The sequence below is a fragment of the Edaphobacter sp. 4G125 genome (genome assembly GCF_014274685.1).
Taxonomy (GTDB): Bacteria; Acidobacteriota; Terriglobia; order Terriglobales; family Acidobacteriaceae; genus Edaphobacter.
Genome location: NZ_CP060393.1, coordinates 1008151 through 1029664 on the forward strand (window position 1 = coordinate 1008151; position 21514 = coordinate 1029664).

Annotated in this window: 31 protein-coding genes; 25 read left to right on the top strand and 6 right to left on the bottom strand. The window is 54.5% G+C overall.

What is annotated here, in order from left to right; all coding sequences use genetic code 11:
• Positions 1 to 30 precede the first annotated feature (30 nt).
• Positions 31 to 1218 (top strand): DNA polymerase III subunit beta, encoded by a 1188-nt coding sequence (gene dnaN / locus H7846_RS04115; protein ID WP_186695255.1) that lies wholly within the window; start codon positions 31 to 33, stop codon positions 1216 to 1218.
• Positions 1219 to 1220: 2 nt separating this feature from the next.
• Positions 1221 to 1430 (top strand): hypothetical protein, encoded by a 210-nt coding sequence (locus H7846_RS04120; RefSeq protein ID WP_186695256.1) that lies wholly within the window; start codon positions 1221 to 1223, stop codon positions 1428 to 1430.
• 39 nt (positions 1431 to 1469) lie between these two features.
• Here the strand turns inward: H7846_RS04120 and H7846_RS04125 are convergent, their stop codons facing one another.
• Both H7846_RS04125 and H7846_RS04130 read right to left on the bottom strand, forming a co-directional pair.
• The gene (locus H7846_RS04125; protein ID WP_186695257.1) at positions 1470 to 1796 is read right to left on the bottom strand and encodes a hypothetical protein; all 327 of its coding nucleotides are present in this window, start codon (positions 1794 to 1796) and stop codon (positions 1470 to 1472) included.
• Positions 1797 to 1937: 141 nt separating this feature from the next.
• Positions 1938 to 2174, bottom strand: coding sequence for a hypothetical protein (locus H7846_RS04130; protein ID WP_186695258.1), 237 nt, complete (start codon positions 2172 to 2174; stop codon positions 1938 to 1940).
• A gap of 133 nt (positions 2175 to 2307) precedes the next feature.
• On the opposite strand from H7846_RS04130, the gene H7846_RS04135 reads away from it, so the two are divergent.
• The 4 genes from H7846_RS04135 to H7846_RS04150 all read left to right on the top strand — a co-directional run bounded on the left by H7846_RS04135 (position 2308) and on the right by H7846_RS04150 (position 4625).
• On the top strand, positions 2308 to 2805 hold the full coding sequence (locus H7846_RS04135) for a hypothetical protein (protein WP_186695259.1): 498 nt from the start codon (positions 2308 to 2310) through the stop codon (positions 2803 to 2805).
• Between the two features lie 16 nt (positions 2806 to 2821).
• Complete coding sequence (locus H7846_RS04140) at positions 2822 to 3199, top strand: HNH endonuclease (RefSeq protein ID WP_186695260.1); 378 nt, start codon at positions 2822 to 2824, stop codon at positions 3197 to 3199.
• Between the two features lie 137 nt (positions 3200 to 3336).
• On the top strand, positions 3337 to 4098 hold the full coding sequence (locus H7846_RS04145; protein WP_186695261.1) for a DUF2786 domain-containing protein: 762 nt from the start codon (positions 3337 to 3339) through the stop codon (positions 4096 to 4098).
• Positions 4098 to 4625, top strand: coding sequence for a hypothetical protein (locus H7846_RS04150; RefSeq protein ID WP_186695262.1), 528 nt, complete (start codon positions 4098 to 4100; stop codon positions 4623 to 4625). The genes H7846_RS04145 and H7846_RS04150 overlap by 1 nt, the downstream gene beginning before the upstream one ends.
• A gap of 40 nt (positions 4626 to 4665) precedes the next feature.
• Here the strand turns inward: H7846_RS04150 and H7846_RS04155 are convergent, their stop codons facing one another.
• The 4 genes from H7846_RS04155 to H7846_RS04170 all read right to left on the bottom strand — a co-directional run bounded on the left by H7846_RS04155 (position 4666) and on the right by H7846_RS04170 (position 5977).
• A complete protein-coding gene (locus H7846_RS04155) occupies positions 4666 to 4938 on the bottom strand; it encodes a hypothetical protein (RefSeq protein ID WP_186695263.1) in 273 nt (90 codons plus the stop codon).
• A 46-nt stretch (positions 4939 to 4984) separates the two neighbouring features.
• The gene (locus H7846_RS04160) at positions 4985 to 5290 is read right to left on the bottom strand and encodes a hypothetical protein (protein ID WP_186695264.1); all 306 of its coding nucleotides are present in this window, start codon (positions 5288 to 5290) and stop codon (positions 4985 to 4987) included.
• A gap of 74 nt (positions 5291 to 5364) precedes the next feature.
• Positions 5365 to 5793, bottom strand: coding sequence for a type II toxin-antitoxin system HicB family antitoxin (locus H7846_RS04165; protein ID WP_186695265.1), 429 nt, complete (start codon positions 5791 to 5793; stop codon positions 5365 to 5367).
• A gap of 7 nt (positions 5794 to 5800) precedes the next feature.
• Positions 5801 to 5977 carry a type II toxin-antitoxin system HicA family toxin gene (locus tag H7846_RS04170; protein ID WP_186695266.1) on the bottom strand — a complete coding sequence of 59 codons (177 nt, stop codon included), beginning with the start codon at positions 5975 to 5977 and terminating at the stop codon, positions 5801 to 5803.
• 1063 nt (positions 5978 to 7040) lie between these two features.
• On the opposite strand from H7846_RS04170, the gene H7846_RS18060 reads away from it, so the two are divergent.
• From H7846_RS18060 to H7846_RS04265, 19 genes are all read left to right on the top strand, one after another.
• On the top strand, positions 7041 to 8120 hold the full coding sequence (locus tag H7846_RS18060; RefSeq protein WP_186695267.1) for a GDSL-type esterase/lipase family protein: 1080 nt from the start codon (positions 7041 to 7043) through the stop codon (positions 8118 to 8120).
• A 108-nt stretch (positions 8121 to 8228) separates the two neighbouring features.
• Positions 8229 to 9350 carry a DNA cytosine methyltransferase gene (locus H7846_RS04180; RefSeq protein ID WP_186695268.1) on the top strand — a complete coding sequence of 374 codons (1122 nt, stop codon included), beginning with the start codon at positions 8229 to 8231 and terminating at the stop codon, positions 9348 to 9350.
• A 300-nt stretch (positions 9351 to 9650) separates the two neighbouring features.
• Positions 9651 to 9845, top strand: coding sequence for a hypothetical protein (locus tag H7846_RS04185; protein WP_186695269.1), 195 nt, complete (start codon positions 9651 to 9653; stop codon positions 9843 to 9845).
• A 17-nt stretch (positions 9846 to 9862) separates the two neighbouring features.
• Positions 9863 to 10267, top strand: a complete 405-nt coding sequence (locus tag H7846_RS04190) for a hypothetical protein (RefSeq protein ID WP_186695270.1) — start codon at positions 9863 to 9865, stop codon at positions 10265 to 10267.
• 36 nt (positions 10268 to 10303) lie between these two features.
• The gene (locus tag H7846_RS04195) at positions 10304 to 10480 is read left to right on the top strand and encodes a hypothetical protein (protein WP_186695271.1); all 177 of its coding nucleotides are present in this window, start codon (positions 10304 to 10306) and stop codon (positions 10478 to 10480) included.
• A gap of 776 nt (positions 10481 to 11256) precedes the next feature.
• Complete coding sequence (locus tag H7846_RS04200) at positions 11257 to 11442, top strand: hypothetical protein (RefSeq protein ID WP_186695272.1); 186 nt, start codon at positions 11257 to 11259, stop codon at positions 11440 to 11442.
• Complete coding sequence (locus tag H7846_RS04205; RefSeq protein ID WP_186695273.1) at positions 11439 to 11690, top strand: hypothetical protein; 252 nt, start codon at positions 11439 to 11441, stop codon at positions 11688 to 11690. The genes H7846_RS04200 and H7846_RS04205 overlap by 4 nt, the downstream gene beginning before the upstream one ends.
• Before the next feature lie 253 nt (positions 11691 to 11943).
• Positions 11944 to 12483, top strand: coding sequence for a helix-turn-helix domain-containing protein (locus H7846_RS04210; RefSeq protein ID WP_186695274.1), 540 nt, complete (start codon positions 11944 to 11946; stop codon positions 12481 to 12483).
• Positions 12476 to 14404 (top strand): phage terminase large subunit family protein, encoded by a 1929-nt coding sequence (locus H7846_RS04215; protein WP_186695275.1) that lies wholly within the window; start codon positions 12476 to 12478, stop codon positions 14402 to 14404. The genes H7846_RS04210 and H7846_RS04215 overlap by 8 nt, the downstream gene beginning before the upstream one ends.
• A 37-nt stretch (positions 14405 to 14441) precedes the next feature.
• Positions 14442 to 15047 (top strand): hypothetical protein, encoded by a 606-nt coding sequence (locus H7846_RS04220; RefSeq protein WP_186695276.1) that lies wholly within the window; start codon positions 14442 to 14444, stop codon positions 15045 to 15047.
• The gene (locus H7846_RS04225) at positions 15037 to 16569 is read left to right on the top strand and encodes a phage portal protein (protein ID WP_186695277.1); all 1533 of its coding nucleotides are present in this window, start codon (positions 15037 to 15039) and stop codon (positions 16567 to 16569) included. Before H7846_RS04220 ends, H7846_RS04225 begins: the two co-directional genes overlap by 11 nt.
• Before the next feature lie 70 nt (positions 16570 to 16639).
• Positions 16640 to 18637 (top strand): phage major capsid protein, encoded by a 1998-nt coding sequence (locus H7846_RS04230; protein ID WP_186695278.1) that lies wholly within the window; start codon positions 16640 to 16642, stop codon positions 18635 to 18637.
• A gap of 76 nt (positions 18638 to 18713) precedes the next feature.
• The gene (locus H7846_RS04235; protein ID WP_186695279.1) at positions 18714 to 18929 is read left to right on the top strand and encodes a hypothetical protein; all 216 of its coding nucleotides are present in this window, start codon (positions 18714 to 18716) and stop codon (positions 18927 to 18929) included.
• Between the two features lie 145 nt (positions 18930 to 19074).
• Positions 19075 to 19332: a hypothetical protein gene (locus tag H7846_RS04240; RefSeq protein ID WP_186695280.1), complete on the top strand. Its 258-nt coding sequence runs from the start codon at positions 19075 to 19077 to the stop codon at positions 19330 to 19332.
• Between the two features lie 13 nt (positions 19333 to 19345).
• Entirely contained in the window at positions 19346 to 19777 is a 432-nt protein-coding gene (locus H7846_RS04245; RefSeq protein WP_186695281.1) for a single-stranded DNA-binding protein, read from the top strand.
• 9 nt (positions 19778 to 19786) lie between these two features.
• Entirely contained in the window at positions 19787 to 20227 is a 441-nt protein-coding gene (locus tag H7846_RS04250; protein WP_186695282.1) for a lysozyme, read from the top strand.
• A 20-nt stretch (positions 20228 to 20247) separates the two neighbouring features.
• Positions 20248 to 20550, top strand: a complete 303-nt coding sequence (locus tag H7846_RS04255; protein WP_186695283.1) for a head-tail joining protein — start codon at positions 20248 to 20250, stop codon at positions 20548 to 20550.
• A complete protein-coding gene (locus tag H7846_RS04260) occupies positions 20547 to 21038 on the top strand; it encodes a hypothetical protein (RefSeq protein ID WP_186695284.1) in 492 nt (163 codons plus the stop codon). The genes H7846_RS04255 and H7846_RS04260 overlap by 4 nt, the downstream gene beginning before the upstream one ends.
• A 3-nt stretch (positions 21039 to 21041) precedes the next feature.
• On the top strand, positions 21042 to 21485 hold the full coding sequence (locus H7846_RS04265; protein WP_186695285.1) for a phage tail protein: 444 nt from the start codon (positions 21042 to 21044) through the stop codon (positions 21483 to 21485).
• Positions 21486 to 21514 lie beyond the last annotated feature (29 nt).

Below are 21514 nucleotides of genomic sequence, written 5' to 3' on the forward strand. Positions count from 1 at the left end.
CCTACAAACCAACACTGAAGGAGAAAGTAAATGGCAACAGCAGTAATAGAAGCTCCCATGGTAGGAGTGAAGGCGGGTAAGGTTGTTCTCCCGCTCTCGTCTCTGCAAGCAGCCCTCACGAAAATATCACCGGCCATCCCCGGCGCGTCATGCGCGGTTCCCGTCCTCCGCACGATCAAGATCGAAAACACCAGCACGGCTACCACGTTCACGGCAACAGACCTTGAGATGGCTATCCGTGCTTCTGTGCCGGTAGAGCAAGAGCCTGGCGGTGCATTCCTGATTGCAGCAGAGCGCTTCGTCGGATACGTGAAGCTGCTTGAAGGTGAAGAGGTGTCGATTGCGCCGCGTGATCGACGTGCCACGCTCAAGTGTGGCAGAGCCACTACGCAACTCCCCCTCGACATCCTCGCCAATTACCCGGCCACTGAGTTCGTCGGTGAGTCTGGTTCCGCTCTGAAGATTCCACAGAACGTCGCGCTACGCCTGCTGAAACATACGGGGTTCGCCATTTCTGCGGAGGAATCAAAATACATCCTCTCGGGTGCATTGCTTGAGGTCTTTGATGGCAAGGTGCGGATGGTTGGCACGGATGGGCATCGCATGGCGATATACACCGTATCTCTTGAAAGCTTGGTAGGACATGGTGCGGTTGGCTCGTTACTCCCATTGCATCTACTGAAGGCGCTTGAGAAGGGCATGAAGGATAGCTCTGACCAGCATGTCGCGCTGTCAGACGACCCGAACGCTTCGAGCCTGTCTCTCCGTGTGTCCGGCGCTCTTCCCGTAGATATCGTCTGCCGGAAGATGGTCGGCACCTTCCCGAACTATCGCGGCGTTATCCCCCAGGGAAGCCCTGAAGTCTTCGTTACCGTGAACGCGACGGAAATGCTGGCTTCCATTATGCGATGTGTTGCGATGAGTGACCGTGAAAATTTTGCGGTCCGGCTTACTGTGTCGAGAGATTCCATCGGCATGAAGTCGGTCGATTCCACGGCGGGAGAGACTGAGGAGTCGATACAGGTTGGCCCTGTCGGTGAGTGGGAGCCGTTCACGACAGGATTCAATGGCCAGTACCTCGTCGATGTCCTCAAGGTGTGCAAGGGCGACGTAGAGATCAAGTTCTCGAAGCCCGCAAACAATGTGCCGATGGTTATGTCGTGCTCCCCGGAAGATGGCGAGGAATTCGACTACGTCGTCATGCCGATGAAGGTGTAGCGATGGTTATTCCTTCGCTTGAGCCATCGAGCACAGAAGCAAAACTCAAGTACTGGAGAGAGCTGGCGCGGGCTTACGAGGACAGTGAGACGCGCTACCTCTATCAGGTAGCAGAGCTTGAGGAAGAGGTTGGCGATTTGAGAGAGCAGCTCGCAGGGGCTCATCGCATCATCGACCACTTACGGAAAAGGGTTAGACAACAAGCCGCATAGCGTATCAGGGGTTCAGTAGTGCTTATAGATCAATCAGGATTACTTTACGGAGACCGTATCGGTGCTTGCAGCGACGAGGCCCAGCTCCATTTCCCACGCCTCTTGGTTGCCAGCAATGGATTCGGGAGGATAGAGATGAGCTATAGCAAGCTCGTCTCTGCGGTATATGGAAGGTTCAAGCGGAAGCCATCCAAGGAGGAAGTTACCCGGTGGATGCATGAGTACCGGGACAATTTTCTCCTGTTTGTTTACCAGGCCGCAGATGGATCGGTATGGGGTCAATGGGATGTGCCCGCTAAGATGCTTCCTCGATTCAAGCGCGACGAAGATAAACGCAGCCCTGAGCCGGACGCAAATAGGTTTCATGCGTTCAGGACTGCTTACATCGAATCGCGCCGGGCGGCATATGCGAAGCACGACGACTATGTAGATTTCGGAAGTATTTCGGAAGGCTTCGGAAATGCTTCCGAAGGCTTACAAAACGTTTCCGAAATGGTTCCGAAGCATTCACAAAACATTTCGGAAGACTTCCGCGTGAGTAGGAGAGGTGTAGGTATTGGTGTAGGTATAGGTATTGGTATTGGAGAGGAGAGGTATGTATGCTCGGAGCCTTCGGCTACCGAGCCCTCCCAGCCTGCCATTGCCCATCTTCCCACCAACCGTAAGGGTGAAGTTTTCGAGGTGACCGCCGAAATGGTCGCGACCTGGAAGCGCCTGTATCCCGCCGTCGATGTCGACCAGCACCTCCGCAACATCGAGGGATGGCTCGACGGGAATCCCGCGAAGCGCAAGACACTCGGCGGGATGAAGAAATTCATCAATACGTGGCTCAGTGACGAGCAGAACAAGGGCGGGCGCGCGTCCGCAGGAGTGGCTTATGGCAGAGGGAATGGAGCTGGCGCTAGACCGAATCCTGCGAGCGCCAGAAACGAACAGTCTCGCTCAAACATCCGGAAAGTCTTTGACTCGTTTGGAGCTTCAGCAAGTGGGAATACTCATGGAGCAGACGAAGAACTCGTATCCAGCGCAGGAGATTCCAGAGGAGACGGTGGAGATGTGGGCTCCGGCTTGGATTGCCCTGTCAACTTTGTACGGGATTTCGGCGATGAAGAAGGCGCTACAGCGTCACATGCTGGCGTCGAGGTTCTTCCCCCTACCCTCGGAACTGCGAGAGCACCTGGACGCCCTCACGCCCCGGCAATCTACGGTCTATGTCCCGCAGACACGGCGTGAAGTCGCCAAGCTGTGCGGATCGAAGGTCGCGGAGTCGATGAGCGAGATGACGGTCGAGGACGTTGAGAAACATTACGGAGCGGAATCGGCCAAGCGGTACAAAGCAAAACTGGACACGGAGCGAGGCGGAAATGGTCGTTAGAGTGTTCGAGAAACGAATGGTAAAGCGGGCGCGGATTCGTCAGCCGAAGGATGAATCCATTCGTTGCATCCCGCTTACACAAGGGCAAAAGGCGGTCGTTGACGCCGAAGACTATGAGTTCCTGATGCAGTGGAACTGGTTGGCAAAATGGGATGACGGCACACAGAGCTACTACGCTCGGCGACGGGTTCAGAAGCTAGATGGGCTCGAAGCCACTCACCTTGGAATGCACAACGCGCTGATGGGAGCGTTCAATGGAACGATTGTCGATCACATCGACGGCGATACGTTGAACATGCGGAAGAGCAATCTGAGAATTGCTACGCATGGCCAGAATGCCTGGAACCATCCGACGCGGAGGGATAACCGTCTCGGCGTGAAAGGTGTCCGGTAAAAGGGGCGGCTGTTCGAGGTGCGTATCGCGGTCAACGGAAAGCGCGAGAGTAAGACGTTTTCGACGGTAGAGGATGCGCTGTTGTGGCGCTACCAAGCCGCAACAGAGATGCACGGCGAGTTTAGGAGGGTGGCGTAATGGCAAACATAATCGACAAACTGCAAAAGCTGATATCGCACGAGAGAAGCGCCCGTGAGATAGGCAACGTGGCTGAAGCTGAGGCTTTCGCGAGTAAGGTGCAGCGGCTTCTAGCTGAACACAAGCTCACGATGTCAGAAGTGGAGTTTGAGGCCCAAGATAAAGACAACCCTATCAATTGCGAGGATGCCACTTTTCCGGGAAGCAGTACTCCGGCGTGGATGAAATATCTCTCCCATGGAATCGCATCAAGCTGCTTCTGCGAGGTCTACTCTATTGCTCGCGCGAATACCCAGACTTTCGTGGGGAGAGATTCTGACCGTTTAGCCGCAGTCGAGATGTATCGATACCTTGTGGCCACAGCAAATAATCTCTGCAAAAAGGAGACGAAAACCTTCACCGAGAAACCCGCTTTTGTGTTGCTGAATAAGCTGGCTCGCCACGGAAGTAAGGAGGCATGCGCCATGAAATCGAGGCACCTGCGGGCCTTCAAAGCGTCCTTTCTTTTGGGATTCGGAACCGCCATTTACAAGCGGCTTATGGATGACAAGAGGGTTGCTGAGGGCAATGCTTCGGAGCAAGCTTTCGGCCTAATCCTTCGTGATTCGGTAGCCATCCGTCGTTTTGCTGAAGAGCAGTTCGGAGTCGTAAATGGACGCACGGTGAAAGCTGGGTTCCGCTCGGAAGAAGGCTTTCAGGCTGGAAAAGCGCATGGCTATACTGTCGCGCTTAGAAGCAGATTAGCGCTGGGGGTGGCGTAATGGCAGGACTCAACGTTTCAAAGTGGCAGGCGGCACGGCGCAAGCAATTTTATGACCCGGCCATGCAGTTCTTTCTTCGTATGATCCGCACGGCTCTCGATGAAGCCAAGGCCGTGAAGGGCGTTGCTTGCCCTTATGTCGGCGGATGGTACGCCAATGGTTCGCCGATGGAATTTGCTGTTGCTAACAAGGTGTTCAAGCTGTCGGACTGGCAATCTTGGGATGACGCAATCATGGCGCGTCACTGGATTGCACGAGAGACGCCAGACCGTCATCTTGATCCTTGCGGATACCTGCTTAGCTTCGAGCACTGCTGTGAGTTGCTCAGCCTGAATCCAGATTATGAGGCAACGTGGATGCTTCGCGAGATAGACGAGTGTGCAGACTTCGATACGGAAGAGGTGCATACCCGCATCGAGTTTCTAACCAACAATCCGCCTGATGATGTCGAGGAGGAGCTTTTCGAGGGATTCCGCGTCGTCGCGAAGGTAGATCAGATGTCGATGTTTGGAGGGATGGCAGCATAAGCCTGTTTAGTGCGTGGCCTGTGCGCTTTCTGGCCACGCACTATTCGTCTGCTTTGTATCCCCTTCGCTGTAATTCGTCCATGTCTACTGATGCCTCAGAGATTAACTGTCTGCGAATGTCGGCAACGTACTTTGTGCGGGTTCCCATGTTGGTCTTTATCGTCATGCCAAGCGACTCCATTTCGAGCCACGCGTCATGCTCAGTCCGGTAGGTTTTCCGCCAAACACGTGAGCCTTCGTGGGCGCACACCGTGAGAGCGCCAGCGGGATCGGGAGGGATGATTGAAACTGTAATAGGAGCTATATTTGCCATAACACCGTCAGCTTACCACTGGACTTTTCAACAGGTAGTCGTGTTGCTAGCCCAGTCTGCGATATTGCTCGTCGGTTAGATTGACATAAATACTTCCTCTACCCCAGGCGCGGATGTCGTGCTCGAACTCTTCGAGTTGCTCCGCGTCTGGGTTGCATCGCTTCACGAAATACCGAAGCTCTTCGATGCTTACGAAATCGATGTAACGAGTCTTCTTCCCGATAGGCGTGCGGCAGTTGGCGTCGATGAAATGAACACTCCAGATACCTGTGTATGACTGGAAGTTCATCAAGACTCGGTGATAGCGGATCGGTGGTTTCGTGAACGGCTTGGAAGTGTAGTATGCGCCCATGACCAATCCAGGCTAGGCGAAATAAAGGCGAAAGTCATCCACAGATGTTATGTGCTTTATTTACCGCTATTTGGTTATGCGGCATCTGAAAGTGTCGTGATGTGTAGCGTCTTTCCGAGCGCTTTTAGTGCAGAGGCAATGCCGTCGATTTTGGAAGTGTGACGTATGTTTACCAGGCGATTTACCTCTTGCGGTGTGGTGTGAAGTCTCCGGGCAAGTTCGACGGGGCGCACCTTCTGACGGATCATCTCGTTCAGTAGTAGAACCTTCGCCGACACACTTACCGGAAGTTCCACGAAAGCCTGACGCTTCTTCAGTGGTGAGGGCTCTGGAACTTCCCGTCCATCATCGAAGTAGAAGTCTAGGGCCGTCTCAAGAGCATCCTTAGCGGCCTCAAGTGCTTCCTCTTCCGTTCTTCCTTGAGTGATGGCCTCGGGGATATCGGGAAAGGTAACGAGGAAGTAGTTGTCGTCGCGCCGCATTTTGATTGGATATCGCATCATCGTCTCCTTATTTGAGGCCAAGTTGTTTTTTGATGGCATTGACCAGACCAGTGCCGAGTTCTTTGTTGTGCATAGGGAGAACAGATTGTTTCCCGTTCAATGTCACCTTCAAGTGTGAACCCTTGCCGGGCTTGAAGTTTGCCCCCTGCTCTGTCAGCCAACGTTTGAACTCGCTGCTCTTCATAAGAAGAATATAAACAAAAATGTTTATAAACGCAACAAAGAAAGATTAGCTCAATACATAATTTGCCGCATTTCAGGCAATAGCCATACACAGGAATCAAGAGCAGGCGAGAACTATCAGGGCGTTGAGCCGAACCGGTCTCCGGTGACACATCGATAGGAATTCTCAGCCTGCTCTTGCTTTGTCCTATGCTCGCATTTCCGAAACCAGGTAAGATGCCGCGTCGATCAATCTTCAGTGAAGGCCGGGAAGTGTGCCGGGATAAAGCATGGGAGCAACGGCGTAAGGAATGCCATGACAGGGCTGGTGGACGATGCGAGAAGGTACGGAATCGGAGGCGGTGTAACCGTATAGCTCCGCTCCATAACGTCATCGACCCGGATTATGGCGAGGTGATGACTCCGGCTGGCCACGCGCACCATAAGAACGGAACGCGAGGGCTGGGCGGAGGAAAGCGTGACGATAGCTTAGAGAATCTGGACTGGCTTTGTTCTCGCTGTCATTGGGGTGAGCATATACCGGCGAAGGTGATACCGAGCAAGAGGTGAGACGACCATTTCGTTGACGTGCACGAAATGGTCTAAGAGCACACAGGATGGTGCTTCCGTAGTTCTCGTTCGCCCATCAGTGCTCCACACTTAGAACACTGGCGCTTTACTTTCGGCCTTCCGCCTCGATACGTGCGACGGCGTTTGCTGTTTCTGCGGCCAGCCTCGGCGCTTAGGAGCCTATCAGGGACGTGCTTGAGCCACTCGCGGATTGAGTCATGATCGTCCATGCACTAACTACTGTTGTTTGTGCCGGAATTTGCGCGGATTCGGCAAGTGGAGAGATAACCATCTCAGAAAACTTCACGGCGCTGGCATCCATTGACGGTAAGCGACAGCGGCATCCTGCTCTGACGTGAAGGAGGCGAGGTGTGATGCGAGCCCTCGTACTACTGGCCCGTTCGTGTAATGCGGCGGGCTGGTTTTCGTGTGCTTACCTATTGTTTGATTGATAAGATTGACGAATACCACTGAATCGCTTTTGCCAAAGTTCTCTTCCGAGGAGATGAAAGACCGTGTTCTGCCGTAAATCTGTGCTTTGCAATATAGCTGTCGCTTTATCGTTTGCGCCGTTGCTTGTGGGGTGTGGTGCCGCACAAGCTAAACCCTCAGATACGTCGCCTAGTCAGGTAGCCGGACCTCCTGGGCCTCCTGGCATGGTGTACCGCAAGGCGTATGATCCATCGGCGCAGTATGCTGCCAACGATGCGGTGACGTATCAGCGATCTACCTACATCGCGATTGCGAGCACTACTGGCGTCCCGCCCGTTGGAGCTGCGCAGAGTGAATCGAAGTGGGCTCTGCTCGCGGGTGCGGGAATAGATGGAGCATCTGGGGCGGATGGTAAGCAGGGCGCGCAAGGCATACCGGGAGTTCCTGGGCCTACTGGTCCAACTGGGCCACAAGGGATTCAGGGTGCAGTCGGACAGGACCGCACGTCATTCCTCGCCGGTAAGCGGTTCTTTGTGCTCGGGGATAGTATTTCTTCTACCGACTATTCCAATAAGGAGTGGCAGCGCGTAGTCGTGCAACGTACAGGTATGGTTCCGACCTATACCGACGCGTGGGCGGGTCGACGCTTGCGCGATGCGTTTCTCTGCTACGGAGCTACCAATCCGGGTGATGCACTGGGTGCGTATACGTTGAGCCCAACCTGCACGACGGATGGGGGTAAAGAGGGTGCCACGCTCGCGCAGAACCTGGCTGACTCTGACATGGCAATTATCGCGCTGGGAACCAATGACCAGGCACAACCTGTAGGCCAGCTAGGTGATGATGTTACGTCTGGCACGTCTATGGGGATGTTGCGATGGATTGTGGAGACCATCGAGACGGCGAATCCCAAGATTCGAGTAGTGGTCGTGACTCCGCAGTTGAATAAATGGGCTACCGCGAATCAAACAAAACTTCTGGCCGATGCCGAAGTGTCGTATGCGGAAAGCGTTGGCGTGCCCGCCGTCAATATGTTCCGGCATGGGGGCGTGAGCGCGGTAAATCTCTACACGCTGACGAAAGACGGGATACATCCTACGCAGTGGGCATTCGATAACTTCTATGGCCCGCTCATCGCTCAAAAGCTCATGCAGATTTTCTAAAGCACCGCTCCATCGCAAATGAAACACAAACTGCTGTTGTTTGTGATTGCATCGAAATTCGCCACGTTTTCTTATCTGGCCGCATTGTGGCTGTGAGGAAAGATAAGTGTGGCTTTACATTCCCAAAACTTCATCAGCCTCTTTGCCGGAGCCGGAGGTCTTGACCTCGCCCTCGGACTCGCTGTGCCAGATGCTCGCTGCATCTGCTACGTCGAGAGGGAAATTGAAGCAGCCGAAATACTGGCTGCGCGCATTGCAGACGAGGCTCTTGACGACGCGCCTATCTGGTCTGACGTTACAAACTTCGACGGTAAGCCGTGGCGTGGACTTGTGGATGGAATTACTGGCGGCTTCCCATGCCAGGACCTCAGCGTCGCAGGAAAGCAAAAGGGGTTCTTCGCCTGCTCTGAATGTGGCGTGTCATCCGAAGGGCCAGACGGAACCGCGTGCGGAGAATGTGGGGGGGGCGTCACTACAACCCGAAGCGGACTTTGGTTTGAGTATGTTCGGATCATTCGGGAAGTTGAACCCCGATGGGTCTATATCGAAAACGTCGATGCAGTCCTCGCTTTTCCAGCAGGAGGAATTGTTCTCGGAGAGCTTGCCCGCTTGGGGTTCGATGCGGAATGGGGAACTGTTCGCGCGTCCGGCGTGGGAGCCAGCCATCAGCGCAAGCGCAGATTCATCCTGGCCTACCGCCACGGTACACGGAAACCACAACTTTCCCGGATCGTCAGAGAACAGTGGAGCGGGATTGGCGACAGCGGTCATGGCGTGGGGAACGCCGACGACGCGAGACTGGAAAGATGGAGATACATCTCAGGCAGACGTGGAAGTGAATGGTCTTCTGGGGCGGCAGGTTGCGAACTGGAGTTCTCCAACCGTGCTGGATGCGGAGATTCAATCGGGCTCCATGCGGCCATCACGCCTAGCAACGAATCGATCCACGGATTATCTCGCTCGACAAGCTCATATGTGGATAGTCCCGATAGAGCAGTCTTCGCACCGGGCCCGAGAGATTCCATCTGGGGCGAAGTGTTGGTGCGGGATTATGAACTGCGGCCAGCGCTCGCACAGGCGGAAGCTGAATCCATTGTTTGTGGAGTGGCTGATGGGGTGGCCAATCCGCTGGACCAACGTATCGACCGCCTTAGAGCCTGCGGTAATGGCGTCGTGGCGATTCAGGGCGCGGCGGCATTTATTGAACTTGTTCGACGTGCGAGCTTGTGATGTGGCTGCATAAACACAAACGCCTGCTGTTTGCGTAGAAGAGTTGCCGTAAATCAGCGAGTGAGTACAAGGTGTGCTTATGGCGAATCACTGGGACACGAAATGCACCAATGAAGGATGCGGGCATCGGAAGGGTAGTCACAACCTCAGATTCGGGAGTGACCTGGCTGGTCCGCTATATCGAGGGCTGGGAACGATCGGCTATTGCCATGTGCAATTTGAGTTTGGTGGCACCGTAAAGCGAATCTGTCACTGCAAGGGATTCAGCGACGGGAAAAGATGGAAGGACGGCAAGCGGATATGAGGACCTTGGTAGGCATCGCTCGCGAGATGATGCCATTGGCGGATGAGACAAGCGTCGGGACTCTTGCCAGTTCTGGACTAATTGAGATGCTTCTTGAGGCTGAATATGTACAGGCTTCAGTGGGTGCGAGTCGTTCTGGGGTGCATAGCGATGTGACCGGGTATTACCAGCGGAAAGGCATCCGGGGATGAGCGGCGTATCGAAGGCAATGAATGAGATACAGCGAATTGCGGATGTCTTGCAGGCATTGGAGGTCACCGAAGAGGCGCTTGCGGTTGCTAAGGCCACATCTGAGTGTGACTGGTCTGTTTTGATGGATGATGCCTCTCCGCTCGACATCATGGGACGAGAGGTTGTTTTGCTGACGAAGCTGGAAGCTCGCGAGAAAGAGATAGAGAAGGCTCGCGGCATAATCAGCTCGTTTATCGTGGCTATGGGACTGGACCAGGATGCACCAAAGCATTCGGCGATGCGAGAAGGTCGGATTTGGCTGAAGAGGTATAACGACTGCGTGCATCCGGTGAAGCGGACGCCATCATCTGATGATGAGTTTACGGCGGCGGACGATGATGCGCACATGGAAGGACACGCGCTGTCGGTCTACGGCGTTTGAGCACAAACAACTGTTGATTGTGTAAATGGAGGATGGATGGACGCCGAACAGGTGCAGCATGGACCCAAAGAGGCCGGATACAGCAGCGACGGGGAGAAGTATCGGCCATACATCGACTGCTTGTGTGGGTTCTCTACCGGGCGGTGCATCAATTGGATGGATGCGGGCGAAGTGTTTGACGATCACTTACGCGATGTTGGATTGGGCGATTGAACACAAACAACTGCTGTATGTGTGAAGGGAGATTAGATGAATTATCGGTACTGGTACTGGTCTTCAATGGATCGCATGTGGCGTGTGGTCACGTATACGGGATATTGCTTCGCTAAAGACCTATGTGTGTGTACGGCAAGGGAGAAGGTGGCATGAGGCGGCTCGCGATTGCGCTCTTGTTCTATGCAGTTAGCGTTCGTGAAAACCCAACGACGCGGGACTGTGTGCTGTTTGTGGTATCCGCGATAGTGTTATCTGCGCTTGAGGTATCAGAGACGCTCAAAAGAATGAATATATCGCTTCAGGTGGTGTCTCCGAAGGAGATGACGATCAGGACTGGCGAGAAGGCGGTAGAGCAATGAATGAGGCTTTGCCGTGTCCGCATGTGGAGCCTGGAGCGGGATATATATTCACGATGCACGGGGGAAGCAGGTTTGAATATTGCTTCGCCTGCAAAGAGGCGTTCGACAATGAAATGGCTGATAGAAATCTGTCTCCTATACAGTGGCAGCGCAATGGATGTCCTGAAAGGATTATGCCAGCCAGACTGGGTAAGCGGTTGCATGGGGAATTGGATGAAGACTCCGTTGAGACCGCTTTCAAGCGTTGGCAGCAGAAGACACATCCTCGGGTGAGTGCATCTGTGCGATTGTTTATGCTGGAATCTTGGATGGCTTGCTGGGAGGAATTGCGCCGAAGGAGATGAGGGTCAAGACCGGCAAGAAGGCAGGTTAGTAGGTATGTAGTTGGGGTTTATACTGCGGGAGAGGTGCGGCATGAGTTTCGTCAACAGTGATGACGCTATTCGAGCGGCAAACTTGGCAGTGCTTGAGAGTTCGATAGTTATCGGCCAGCTTACGGAAGAAGTGTTGATTCTCCGAAAGGTTATGAGCAAAGTTTATAACGCCGACGCGCTAAAGAAAGAGGCGGAGTCGGAGCGTCTACGGGGCGCGACTGGGTGAAAGAGCGCTTTATGGACGACAAGGGGCTCGATGTTATGACCTTGGATATGGTGTTTCCGAATGGCATGTGGCGCGATGTGGATGCGAGGACGACTGCGGATTCGCCTAGGCCGATGATCGTAGCCAATCTTATCGAGAAGCTGAAGGAATTGCCGCAGGATGCTGAGTGCTGGATTGATGTTGATGGCTTCGGTGAGGGCTCTTTACCTGATCCGCAGTTGAGGGTGGATGGTAAGGTGTGGCTGTAGGGCTTAGCTTCTCTTTTGTTGGCGCTCCATTGCTTCCTTCACTATAGCCACCATATCCTTACGTCATTTGCCCGTATATCTAGTATGGCTCCATGTTGGCGGCATGGATAGGCGCTATTGAACAGCAAACCCTTTGATATCAACGTTGGGTCCTTCCCAGAGGTTGCGCTTTGAGGGTGACGCGCCAGCGCATATATCTCCTAGCGCCAGCAAATTTTAGACCTCATTTCCATTTCCGCGATATGAACGGTTTGTGATCGCGAACGAAATGGAAACTTTGGAGCTTGAGGATGTCGCCTCGCTCCTCGGCGTGTCTGAACGTATGGTGCGCAACTACATAAAAGACAATGACTTGCCTTGCGTTGGGGATGGAAGAGGGAGGCGTTTTGTCTGGGCGGACGTGCGGGAATGGTATGTCGGATACCGTATCGAAAAAGACGGAAGTCGCGGAAATGAAGCCTGTCAAATTTCTGGCGATGATGACGAAAGCATGGAAGAAGCCCAGCTCCGGAAGTTGAAGGCCGAAGCTGACCTAAAAGAACTTGAGCTTGCGACAAAACGTGGCGAGGTCGTCGCTATCGAGGACGTGAAGCGGAGCGTGGAGAACGTCGCCGCCAGCCTCAAGTCGGCGATTCTGGCCATGCCCTCCAAGTTGGCGACCCGCCTTGTGGGAATGAAGGACAAGCGGGCGATAAACGATGTCTTGACTGGCGAAGCTGAAGAGCTTTGCACGAAGTTGCAGCACGTTGCCGATAAACCGGTCGATGATGAGGGGGAGTCTGACGGTGAGTAAGTATGTCTCAACGCCAGACAGTATCGATGCGCTGTGGGATGCGATACGCGCTGGCCTCTCGCTTCTGGAGCCTCCTCCGAAGCTAACCGTTTCGGAGTGGGCCGACCGCTATGCGTATCTATCCGCAGAGAGTTCGGCTCAGCCTGGTAAATGGATCACGGCGACGGCAGAGTATCAGCGCGGCCTCATGGATGCAGGTAGCGACCCTGCGATTGAGCGGATTGTCGCGATGTGGGGAGCCCAGCTCGGGAAAACGGCATGTCTCCTGAATATCAACTGGTACTACACGGCTCACGATCCTTCGCCAATGCTCATCGTGCAGCCGACGCTTGAGGCTGCGGAAGACTTCTCGAAGGAGCGTATCGCACCTGCAATCCGTGATACTCCCGCTCTCTCTATGCTCTTTCGTCCTTCTCGTTCGAGGGATTCAAATAACACTCTCCTCAAGAAAGAGTTCCCTGGAGGTGGCCTGGCGCTAGCTGGTGCGAATTCTCCTGCTGGTCTTGCCTCGCGCTCTCGACGCATTGTCGAGGGCGACGAGGTCGACAAGTGGGAGGCTTCGGCGGGCGCTGAAGGTGACCCTGGAAAGCTGATGGAAGCCCGTACAGTGACCTTCTGGAATAAGAAGATCATTTACACGTCAACGCCATCCATCAAGGGAGCTTCGCGCATTGAGCGCGAGTTTTTGAAGAGCGATCAACGTCGTTTCTTCGTTCGTTGCCCGCATTGCGACGAGGAGCAGGCGTTGGAGTGGGGAAACTTGAAGTGGCCTTCTCCGAAACCTGACAACGATGTCACCGAGCACAGGCCAGAGGAGTGCTATTACGTCTGCGCGGCGAACGGATGCGAGATACTTGAAGGCGATAAACCGGAGATGGTCAGGCATGGCGTATGGAGAGCGACAGCCAAGAGTATTGATGGTAAAACGGCTGGCTTCCACCTAAACGCTCTTTACTCTCCGTGGATATCCTGGCCTGACCTTATTCGTAAATGGCTAGATGCCCAGGGGAATCCTCACGAGCTGCAAACGTTCGTTAACGCCAGCCTTGCAGAGACGTGGGAGCTTCAGGGTGATCGCGTCGAGGCAGACGTGTTTCGCGACCGAGTCCATCGGTATAAAGCCCCGGCTCCGGCTGGCGTGCTTGTGATTACCGCTGGCGTCGACGTGCAGAAGGACCGCCTGGAAGCCAGCGCTGTAGGCTGGGGCGTCGGCGAAGAGTCATGGGCGATTGACCATCGCATCTTTCAGGGCGACCCATCGAGGCCGGATGTTTGGGCTGAGCTGGATGAGTGGTTGCAAAGCGAATGGGAGCACGAAAGTGGAGTCATGCTTCGTGTCCGATGCACTCTGGTTGACTCCGGAGGCCATCACACGAAACAGGTCTACTGGTTCACTAAGTCCAGAGAGCATCGTCGGGTCTATGCCTGTAAAGGGCGCGGCGGTAATCATCCGCTGCTCGGCAGGCCGACAAAGCAGGGAGATGCTCAGGCGCTGCTCTACATGGTCGGTGTCGATTCTGCAAAGGAGCTTTTCTATGCGCGGCTGAAAATCGAAAAAGAAGGGGCCGGATATTGCCACTTTCCTGATGATGCGCGTGTGTTTGACGAAGAGTTCTTTGCACAACTCACAGCGGAGCAGCAGCTCACTATTACGCGAAACGGATCTCCGGAGCGCATCTGGAGAAAGCGTCGGGATAGAAACGAGGCGCTCGACCTGCGAGTCTACGCGATGGCTGCGCTTGAGCGTATCAAGCCTAACTTCCCGCTGATCGCGTCGAAGATGCAACGCAAAGCGGAGCGCGTGAAGGCAGAGCCTGAGAATGAACCAATCATTCTAGGTACATCGCCAGAGCCGCAGAAGGCGAGGACGCAAAGGCGTCCATCTCGACCTACAGGATGGATCAACGCATGGAAGGGATAACTTGCTTGTTTCTTTCATTCCCCGGTAGAGGTGGATCGTGAGTTCATATATCGACCCTCAAGATGTTTACAACGCGGAGCCGCTTGCCTCGCGGCACGAGCCAGAGAGAATCGTCGCAGGCGATACGGTTACTTGGAGCAAGGTTGTTTCTGGTTATCCATCTGGGGCAAACACGCTGTCCTATACCATCATCAATCGAACGAACGTGTATCAGGTGAATGGCGAAGAGGTATCGCCTAGCGGAGATGGATTCAAGGTGACAATCCCCTCGTCTATCACGAAGGACTGGGCACCTGGGCATTATCGTTGGCAGGCTTATGTGCTCGACGGTGGTGGAAATCGATATACGGTGGGCACTGGCGAACTGGATATCTTTCCAGACCTTCAGGCGCAGACTACCGGCATCGATGATCGAGAGGACGACGAGAAGATTCTTGATGCAATCAAGACCCTACTTGCTGGGAAGGTGCTCGAAGACGCGCAGAGCTACTCGATTCACGGCAGGGCGCTAACCAGGTACACATTCACTGAGCTTCAGCAGTTGCGCGGTCAGTACGAGCGACGTGTGCGGGCTATCAGAATTCGGCGAGGCGAGAAGGTGCGTGGCCGGGGAATAGGAGTGGTTTTCCGTAATGGGTGCTAATTTGACAGTATTGGACCTGACAGAGGCTAAAGCCTCGATACCAGCGCGTAAACCGAGCGTATCGGTCGCTAAACGTACCTTTGCTGCTGCTCAGATGAATAGGTTTACGTTCGATTGGGCGGTGTCGATCCTAAGCCGCGATCAGAAGCTATGGCAGGATTTACGAAAGCTGAGGGCTCGTTCTCGTGAGTTAGCCGACAATGATCCCCTTGCAGCAAAGTTTCTCTCGCTTTGTGTGGCTAATATTGCGGGGCCAAAAGGTATCACCATGCAGTCAAAGGTGAAGATGCTGCGCGGCCCCCAACTCGCCGCTGCTCTGAATGAGCAGATTGAACAGGAGTGGAAGTCGTGGGGGCGTCTGGGTAACTGCACGGTCGATGGAACGATGAGTTTCTCTGACCTTGAGCGCCTGTTTGTGCGTACCGTTGCTATGGACGGAGAGTTCCTCTGTATTCTCAAGGCGGCAGATAATCCCTGGGGGTTTGCGGTTCAGGTAGTCGATGTCGATCAGCTCGACACGAATTACTCTGTGCCTCCTGCAAGAGGACAGAACGAGGTTCGGATGGGAGTGGAGGTCGATAAGAACCGAAAGCCGGTTGCTTATTGGCTATGGACCCAGCATCCAAACGAGTGGTCTGCAAGTGATCGGACTCGCGTGCGCGTTCCGGCCGAGGTTGTGATTCATTGCTTCCTGCCGGATAGCGCCAGGCAGACGCGCGGCCTTCCGTGGATGACGCCAGCTATGTATCAGATGAACATGCTGAAGGGGTACGAGGAGGCGGCTATTACTGCGGCCCGGGTAGCCGCTTGCCAGTCCTTCGCTATCACCGTGAAAGATTCTGGTGCAGATGATGCCTTTGAGGGTGACGGCGAGAACTTGGATGGAAGTACGGCTCTGGAGCTTACTCCTGGCGGTGGAATCCGTTTGGGACCGGGAGAAGATATCAAGTCCATCGCTCCGGAGCATCCCTCAACGAACTACGGCCAGTTTGTGAAGGAGTGTAAACGAAACATCGCCACAGCTCTCAGCGTCTCTTATACGTCGCTTGCTGACGACCTTGAGGGCGTGAACTTCTCTAGTATTCGCGCCGGTCTCCTCAATGAGCGAGATATGTGGAGGGTGCGTCAGAAGTTCGCTATTACACAGTTCCATCGGCGCATATCTCGTGCGTGGCTCTCAGCCGCCGTTTTATCCGGGCGTGTTGATCTTAGTGTGAGAGATGAAGATGAAGTCGCGGATTGTATCCACTGGCATCCTCGCGGCTGGGACTGGGTAGATCCAAAGAACGATCAGAATGCGAACGTGTTGGCGGTCGAGAACGGATTTACCACGAGAACGCGAATCCTTGCAGAACGTGGATACGATCTTGAGGAGACGCTTACAGAGTTGGCGGAAGAGGAGAAACTTATCGAACGTCTCGGACTGAAGCTGGGAACTGATACGACCGGTAAGGCTGATACGGCCTCCGACGACCAGAAGGATGACGGAGCACAGGGCCAGGACGATAAGTCGAAAGAGTAGAGGCACTGCAATCTGAAAGGAAACCCGGTAAAATTTGCCGGGTTTTTTCATTTGGGCGCATAACCGCGTTGTGAGCAAGCAACGTATACCCGACGCCTTACCCATTCAGCATCGAGCGGCGACTGTTTCTGGATTCGACTATGACAAGCGCACAGTAACATTCGCGCTCACGTCGGAGACGCCGGTTGATCGCTGGTATGGAGAGGAGATTCTCGACCATTCAGACGGTTCGATTGACGATGAGCGACTGAAGCGCGGGATTCCTCTCCTCTTCAACCATGACTCTAACCAGCATATCGGACGAATCGAGTCCTACGAGGTCAAGGATAAGAAGCTCTATGTAACCGCTCGTTTTGGAAATTCACCTCTCGCGCAGCAGAAGCTCGATGACGTTCGAGACGGTATTCTCGTAGACGCCAGCGGCGGTTATATCCCGCGAGACTACCAGTTCACAGAGGGAAAGAAGGGCTCTCCAGATACGGTGCGTTGGACGAATTGGATGCCCTGCGAGGGCTCTCTTTGTCCGGTTCCTGCGGACCCGACTGTAGGTATCGGTCGATCAGCCGATGGGCCTACAGTCCCGGCTGGAACCCCGATCTTTCCAGTTCGCAACCTTGGCGCTACGACTCCGGTAGAGGTTGCGAACACGGAGGCTGTTGAAGAGCCTGCCGCCGTTGATGTTCGTTCCAATCAGTCCAATCCGGCTCAGGCCGAAAACAAGGAAGAGGTAAGCATGTCCGCAAACGCTACCGGCCATAATGAGGCCGTTGCCGCAGAGCGCCAGCGCGTCAGCGAAATCAACGCTATCGCGAGTCGCTACTCGAAGTTTCTCAACAGTGATCAGCGCGATAAGTTCATTTCCGAGGAAACCTCGGTCGACGCTGTTCGCAAGTTTGTTATGGACAAGCAGGTCGAAGAGGCTCAGTCCAATGAAGTTCGCAACCTCAACCCGCTCGGTCTGAGCGAGGCAGAGCAGCGCAACTACTCTATCACTGCTGCACTTCGCGCCGCATCGGGCGATGCTCAGCGTGGATTTGAGCATGAAGTATCTGACGCGCTGGCGAAGGCTACCGGTCGTACTCCTCGCGAGAACGGGCTCTTCATCCCCATGAACATGAAGATGCGTGCAGGCGACCTGGACCGCATCGCCTCTCGCAATGGCCTGCCAATCGCCACGCGTGCGGCGAACGACACCAGCTCCAGTAATGGTAACGGTGCCGCCACTATCTTCACCGAATTCGTCTCGCTGATTGAGCTGCTGCGCAGTCAGGTGAAGGTTCGTCAGATGGGAGCCACTTTCCTCGCCGGGCTGACGGGAAACATCGCGTTCCCCAAGCAGACCGGTGCAACTACGGCATCCTGGGTTGCCGACAACCCTGGATCGGATGTGGCCGACTCGAATATCAGCTTTGCTCAGATGAGTATGACGCCGAAGATTCTTCAGGCATCGACCGGCTTCTCTCGCCTGCTCTTGCAGCAGAGTTCGGTTGATGTGGAAGCCCTTATCCGTATGGACCTGACTGCGGTTGCTGCGCGTGCAATCGACCTGGCTTCTCTCGTCGGAACCGGACTGAATAATCAGCCGAAGGGCATCCTGAACCAGACCGGCATCGGTTCTATCGTTACTGGCGGTTCTGCTCTTAGCTTCGACCATATCACCGAGTTCGAGACTCAGATCGCGGAAGCTAACGCCGACGTGCTCGGGACGATGGGGTACCTGACCACGCCTCGCGTGCGTAAGAAGCTGAAGAACGCTCCTGAGCTGGCCAACACCATCGCACTCCCGATTTGGCGCGACGGTGAGGTCAACGGATATCGTGCCGACGTAACCAACCAGTTGCCGAAGCCGATGTCCTCGGGCGGTTCGCCATATGCTCAGCACGCGATGATTGCGGGTGTGTGGAGCGAGCTTCTGATTGGTGAGTGGGTCGCCTATGAAGTCATCACTGACCCATTCCGTCTGAAGAAGCAAGGCGTTGTTGAGGTCACCACCTACGACACCTGCGACGTCAATGTCCGTCACCCGCAGTCTTTCGTTGCGGCCACAGACATCAACCCGAACGCATAAAAGAAACGCGTTCAACAGCGGGCCGGGATACACCGGCCCGCCAGTAAACCGCCGTGTGGCGAGAAAGAGGTTTTGTATGGCTGATGAGAAGCCGAAGGTGGCGAGTTTTATTACCGTCAACCCTGGCAAGCGCATGAAGGTGCGGACGATTGCCGAGACGCGCATCGCCGGACGGCACGTGTCTACAAACACGATTGCGGAAGTGACTGAGGATGTGGGTTACGAGTTGATTACTGCGGGCAAGGCCGAGAAGCACACGGACAAGCCCGAGAAGTCTGACAAAGATTCATAAACCTAAACAATGAGAGAGCCGGTGGGCCAGGAGTAAGGTGAGCATCCCTGTTGCGGCAGGGACACCTTACCAACCTGCAACGGAGTAAAAGGCCGGTAGATGACAACGGTGGCGGGGCCGCAACCTCGCCAGCTTCGGTGATTACATGGCTCGATTGAAGTGTTTTCAACTCGCCCCGGACATCTTTGCAAACCTCTTCACGATTGGCGATCACGCGGCATATGGCGTGGACGAGAATGGGTTTCCGCAGGGTGTAACCGTTGACAGCTTTAGTGAGGTTCGCGACCCGAGCGGGAACCTTGTGGGCGTCAAGGTGCTCATGGAGCACCAGACTTTTCCCGATATTGATCCGGGCGGCAGTGTGCCAATCGTTATCCCCGGAATTTCAAAGGTGACAGCTTAGTGCTGGAGGACTCGTGGCAAAGGGGATGAATAAGGTTTTTCTGCTGGGGAATCTTGGCAGAGCGCCAGAGGTGCGCACAGCAAACAATGGTTCAATCGTGGCGACGTTCTCGCTTGCTACTCCGGAACGATTCAAAGACCAAGGCGGCAATTGGCAAGACAGGACCGAATGGCACAACTGCGTGGCCTTCGGAAGGACAGCGGAGATCATCAGGGACTATGTCGGAAAAGGTTCAAAGCTCTTCGTTGAAGGAAAGATGCAGACGCGCTCCTGGGAAGACAAGGACTCCGGCCAGAAGAAGTACAAGACGGAGGTCTTTATCTCTGACGTTACGCTGCTCGGTGCTCCGATGGGTAAGCAGGCTTTCACGCCGACGGCTGACGACGAAGAGCAGCCCGGATACGCCTATACGCGCCAGGTGCAAGACGATGATGTTCCTTTCTGAGGGTGATAAATGAGGTCTTACAGCGACAAAGGAATAGCTATCACGGAGTCCTTCGAGGGGCTACGGTTAGTTGCCTATCAGGACTCCGTTGGTGTGTGGACGATTGGATACGGACACACGAAGGGCGTGAAGGCGGGCGACACATGCACGGCTGCGCAGGCCGACAGGTGGCTTCGTGAAGATGTTGCCTGGGCGGAGGATTGCGTAAACAGGTTGGTCAAGACGTCCATCACTCAAAATCAGTTCGATGCTTTGGTCGACTTCACTTTCAATCTGGGATGTAAGTCCCTGGAGGGGTCTGAGCTTCTTCGTCTTGTGAACGCCGGGCGATACGCGGATGCTGCCTGTCAGTTTGCTCGCTGGAATCATGCAGGCGGCAAGGTAGTCGCAGGGCTTACGCGAAGGCGGGCGGCGGAGGCAACGTTGTTCGTAATTGGCTTGATTTCTTAGATCGGCGGTATTTAGAGGATATGCCGATTGGTGATAACGACATCGCGTCCGGAGTGTTCTTCGGCGACTTCGCCGTCGATGTCGAGCTTGAAGGTCAGCCGACCGCTAAGGGGAATTTCGATAGTCCGGGGCAGGATGCAGTGTTTGGCGAGTATACGACCGCCAGAAACAGTAAGTACCGGATAGAGATGTCTGCAACCGCGTTTTCTCCGATGCCTGAAGCTGAATCTTTTCTGACGATCAAGGGTAATGTCTACGTTGTTACATCCGTGGAGCCTATTGACGACGGTGCAACTGTCGAGATTTGGTTGAGAAAACTATGAGCAGTCAGTCGCTTCGGGAGCAGGTCTTACAGATTGTCATCTCTCGCCTGGGTGCCACTGGTAGCCCAGCTAAGAAGGTGTTTCGGGCGAACACTGACCAGATACCTCCAAAAGACCTTCCTTGCTACAACGTTTTTCCTGGCGATGAGGACCCGACTGTCGGGGGAGATTTTGCTGACAGAGAGTCGACCGAGAGAAGGCTAGATGTCACTGTGCAAATTGTCGTAGATGCGGCAACACAGAAGACGAACAACTCTCCCGATTTGCGCGGTGTACCTCTTGATGATTCTGTGCTTGATCCGTTCTATGTGTTCGCTATCCAGCAGTTGACGGGGAGCGATGGTCGTCTCGGTGGGTTTGTGAATAAGGCGGATGAGGCGAGGCATGTAACGGTGTTTCGTCCAGAGGGCCGGGATTTGATCGGTCTGGAGATGGGATTTTCGTTTGAATTTTCGACATTGCGTGGCGACCCCACGCAGAGGGGGTAGTAAATGGCAGGAGGGGCAGCAAAGAAACTCCGTGGGTATGAGGGAAAACTTTACTACACGGTTGGCGCGAATCCGTCGAAGAAGTTGGCCAGGGTGGTCGACATCGCGATTGATGTAAAAACGGATTCCATCGATTTCAGCGATCACGACACCGAGGGGTGGAAGGATACGGGCTCCGGGCTGAAGGCGTTCTCTGGAACGGCGACGGTGAACTACTTCACTAACGACGCATCGCAGAAGGACATCTACGATGCTCTCATTGGGAATCTTGACTTGACGATTGAATTTCGTCCGCTTGATTCGGTCGGAGAGGACAGCTATAGCGGTGTCGTGAATATCACTAGCTATTCGCTGAAGTCGCCAAACAGCGGCTCTCAGACTACGGACATCGCTTTCGATGGTCGCGGGCCTCTTACCAAGACGGCAATCGTAGCGCCTGCCCCATAAGATTGTTCGGTTTTCTCCTGACGGGGTGC